General features: G+C 44.1%; 3 protein-coding genes and 1 pseudogene. 3 read left to right on the top strand and 1 reads right to left on the bottom strand.

The genetic code is table 11. The features are described 5' to 3' along the window. The 3 genes from AOQ29_RS06470 to AOQ29_RS06460 form a co-directional block, all read left to right on the top strand. Positions 1–1,150: pyridoxal phosphate-dependent aminotransferase (locus tag AOQ29_RS06470; protein ID WP_083989390.1), on the top strand; the 1,150-nt coding region annotated here is incomplete at its 5' end. Between the two features lie 198 nt (positions 1,151–1,348). After that, positions 1,349–2,098 carry a nicotinamide mononucleotide transporter gene (locus tag AOQ29_RS06465; RefSeq protein WP_061993662.1) on the top strand — a complete coding sequence of 250 codons (750 nt, stop codon included), beginning with the start codon at positions 1,349–1,351 and terminating at the stop codon, positions 2,096–2,098. Positions 2,099–2,271: 173 nt separating this feature from the next. Continuing rightward, positions 2,272–2,892 carry an NAD(P)H-binding protein gene (locus tag AOQ29_RS06460; RefSeq protein WP_061993661.1) on the top strand — a complete coding sequence of 207 codons (621 nt, stop codon included), beginning with the start codon at positions 2,272–2,274 and terminating at the stop codon, positions 2,890–2,892. Between the two features lie 116 nt (positions 2,893–3,008). Here the strand turns inward: AOQ29_RS06460 and AOQ29_RS08230 are convergent. Then, positions 3,009–3,493 (bottom strand): annotated as a pseudogene (locus AOQ29_RS08230) (amino acid permease); the annotation flags it as partial.

The following is a 3,493-nucleotide window of genomic DNA, read 5'->3' as shown; positions in this document are numbered from 1 at the left end:
TGCACAGTCACCAACCCTAGCAATGGGGAAACAAGCAAAAGAAATGATTGTCCAGGGTCTCGACGTTGTTAATTTGAGCCAGGGAGAACCAGATTTTTCAACCCCGGACAATATCAGCCTGAAAGCAGTAGCCGCAATTAGCCACCACGAGACAGATTCCTATACGACCACGAGTGGTTTGACAGAATTGAAGCAGGCAGTCGTTAGCCGGGTCCAATTAGACTATCAAACAACCATTAATCCTGATCAGGTTGTCGTCACGACTGGTGCTAAACTGGCATTGTTTACACTGATGCAGACCCTCGTTGATCCGGGTGACTTGGTCGTCACGCCAGCCCCGTTTTGGGTTAGCTATTCCGAGCAGGTCAAGCTAGCTGGGGGTACTTTGGCAGTGGTTCAACCGACAAATTTGGAATGCAAGTTAACGATTAAAAGCCTAGAGACCCTCGACCAAAAACCAAAATTAGTGATTTTAAATACGCCCAATAATCCCAGTGGATCTGTCTATACCAAGGACGAATTAGCAGCCTTAATCAAGTGGACTGAGGGTAACGGCGTCTACTTGATTCTGGATGAAATCTACGGCAAACTCGTTTATGGCGATACCAAGTTTCATTCGGGACTAGAACTGATGCCGATTGCCGGCAGCCGAGTTATCATTATCAATGGGGTTTCCAAATCTTATGCTATGACGGGTTGGCGAATCGGTTGGGCAATAGCGGATGAAGAAATCACCGCGGCGATGAATAAACTCCTGGGCCATTTGACTTCAAACCCGACGGTGGCTGCCCAATATGCGGCGATTGAGGCGCTAACTGGTCCCCAAACCAGCGTTGAGCTGATGCGTCAAGCCTTTGAACGGCGGTTGAATTTAATTTATGATGGCATCACTAAAATTAACAACCTATCGGTACCATTTAAGCCCCAGGGCGCCTTTTATCTTTTCTTCAAGGTTGACCCGGAGTTTATGCAAGGTCACAACTATGAGGATACTAACCAGGTATCAATGGCACTCCTAAATGAGGAAATGCTGGCCATTCCGGCTGGGGAAGGTTTTGGAATGCCAGGCTACTTACGGCTTAGTTATGCTAAGTCAGCTGCTGACCTAACTGAAGCCCTTAAGCGGCTCGAACACTTCTTTAACGATTAAGAAAAAGTCCACAAAGTTTGTGGGCTTTTTGCTTGTCCTGATATTTCTGATTGTTGAAATGAAGGCACACCTTCACAAATTCGACTTATCCGACCAGGTACAGTATGATAAGAGACGTTCGGGATATGACCGAACACGTATAATTCCAGGGGCGTTGTATTTCCTTCCGGCTCCAGTAAACAACAAATAGGAGAACAGATGTTTAATCGAAAAATCCAAGCCATTGCCGAATCAAAATCCTTTGATTTTCTAGGCGTGGCCATTGTCCTTACCACGGTCTTTATGCTGGGTTACTACAAAACCCCGCTTTCAGCCTCGTGGGTCTTTGCCGGTCATGATAATTTTTTCTTATCCTGGCCACTAATCGGGGTTGTGTCGACGCTATCAGCGATTGCCTCTATCATGGCAACTAGACTGACTGCCAAAGTCAGTAATTGGGGAAATGTCGTTAGCTGGATCAATACCATTTTTTCCGGCACAATTGACTTCCTTTTGGGAAATGTTGGGGCAGTCCTAACTTATCCATTGTCAGTCTATTTAAACTGGCAGGCCAGTCAAACTTGGGCCAAGAAGTACCGCCATTCATTCGGTCGGCAAAAGAACTTTCCTTTGTTCTTGGCAGCCATCATGGTTGGTGCCGTAATTGTTGGCTTTGGGCTGAACTACATTGCTTACGTGGGCTTGGCTCATGAAGAAATCAATAGTTTGTATTATTTCTCATCGATTACTTTTACCTTTTCACTAATTGCTAACGTCTTGAACGTTTTCAAGTTACCATCCCAGTGGACCTTTTGGGCAATTTACAACGTTGCCCAATTAGGGAAGGCCTTTAGTCTTGGTAACTTTGCCAATGTGGCCAAGTACATTTACTATATTATTAATTCAATTTTCGCTAGTTTTTCCTGGTTGCTGAAAAAAGAACGGCTAGTTTCTGCCAGCGAAGAATAATTCTAATAAAATTAAAAACTCTGATAGTATTGATTAAAATGCTTTTAAAGCAATAAATAAAAAGTAACAACACTTATAATATTCTTACGAAATAACATGAAATTTGACTTAAAGTCTACTGAAAGTTGTAAAATAGGTCTAAGAAAGACATAAAGACTATCGGAGGCCGATAAATGAAAAAGCTTTTAATCCTTGGAGCAGGTGGTCAAATTCCCAAATTCTTAGTACCAATGCTGCAAGAGCAAACCGACTTTGATTTGACCTTGTTTGGTTCACATGCCGGTGACTTGCCTTACCAAAATGTGCATAAGATTACGGGCAATGCCAGTGACCCATATCAACTGGTTGCGGCTCTGAGCGACAAAGATGCCGTTTATATGAATTTTGATAACAAAGAAGTCACCGAGAAAGTTGTTTCAGTCATGCAAGAAAAGGGAGTAAAGCGAATCATTCAGGCCGGTGTCCTTGGTGTTTATGGCGAAGTCACTGAACCCTTTGCAACCTGGAATGCTCAAATGTTGGGCCGGCGAGTTGCAACGGGCCGTGGTAACGAAGTTTTGGAAGACAGCAACTTAGAATATACTTACATGCGGATGACCTGGCTTTACAATGGTGATCGTACGGACTACGTCGTTAGTCCTAAGGGCGAACCTTTTACTGGTGCTCAAATCACCCGGCGAGCCATCTCACAGTTTGTGATTGATAACCTGACCGGTGTCCGTAATGACGTTCAGGCTAGCGTTGGACTGTGGGAACCTGGATCAGAAGGGCTTCCTAAGCCTAGCTGGTATTAAAAATTAAATGAATCCAAATCAAAAAGCTAAAGTCAGCGGTCAAAATCGTTGCTTTAGCTTTTTTCGATGAAATAAAAAACGCCAACCCAAGTCAGCGTTCATTTTATGGATAGATTTTACTCCAAAACCGCAACTTTCTTATCACGGTAATAGAAGAGGCAGAACCCGCCGACAATCACAGCCCAAGCGATGGCTCCAATAGCAGGAATCATATCATTCCAATTCGTAAAGAGAGAGAAGAAAATTAAGACAAAGGCCATAATCGTGAGGGGACTAGCGATTGAATAAAAGGGCATCTTGAACCCATCTGGCAAGAAGTCCTGCGATTGACGATACTTGCGGTGGGCCACCATGGTCAAGACATAGACGAAGATGCTCAAGTCACTGGCACCTCCACTAACAAACTGGAAAGCGTTGTTAATGGCAGGAATTGAGGAGATAACCGGGGCAAAGACCAATAAGACCGCTGAAAGCAAAACCGCCGTGAAGGGAATTCCATTTTTAGAAATCTTAGTAAATGACTTGATCCCTAATTCAGTAGAAAGCTGGTAAAGGTGGCGACCACTGGAGAACAAAACACTGTTCAAAGCGGAAGCGGCTG

Origin of the sequence: Fructobacillus ficulneus, assembly GCF_001047075.2 — a bacterium.
Lineage (GTDB): Bacteria > Bacillota > Bacilli > Lactobacillales > Lactobacillaceae > Fructobacillus > Fructobacillus ficulneus.
Note: the sequence above shows the minus strand (reverse complement) of the source record. Positions and strands in the feature narration are given on the sequence as shown.

Excerpts from the sequence above, each read along its gene's own strand:
- AOQ29_RS06465 (WP_061993662.1), top strand. The coding sequence starts at position 1,349 with ATGTTTAATCGAAAAATCCAAGCCATTGCCGAATCAAAATCCTTTGAT.
- AOQ29_RS06460 (WP_061993661.1), top strand. The coding sequence starts at position 2,272 with ATGAAAAAGCTTTTAATCCTTGGAGCAGGTGGTCAAATTCCCAAATTC.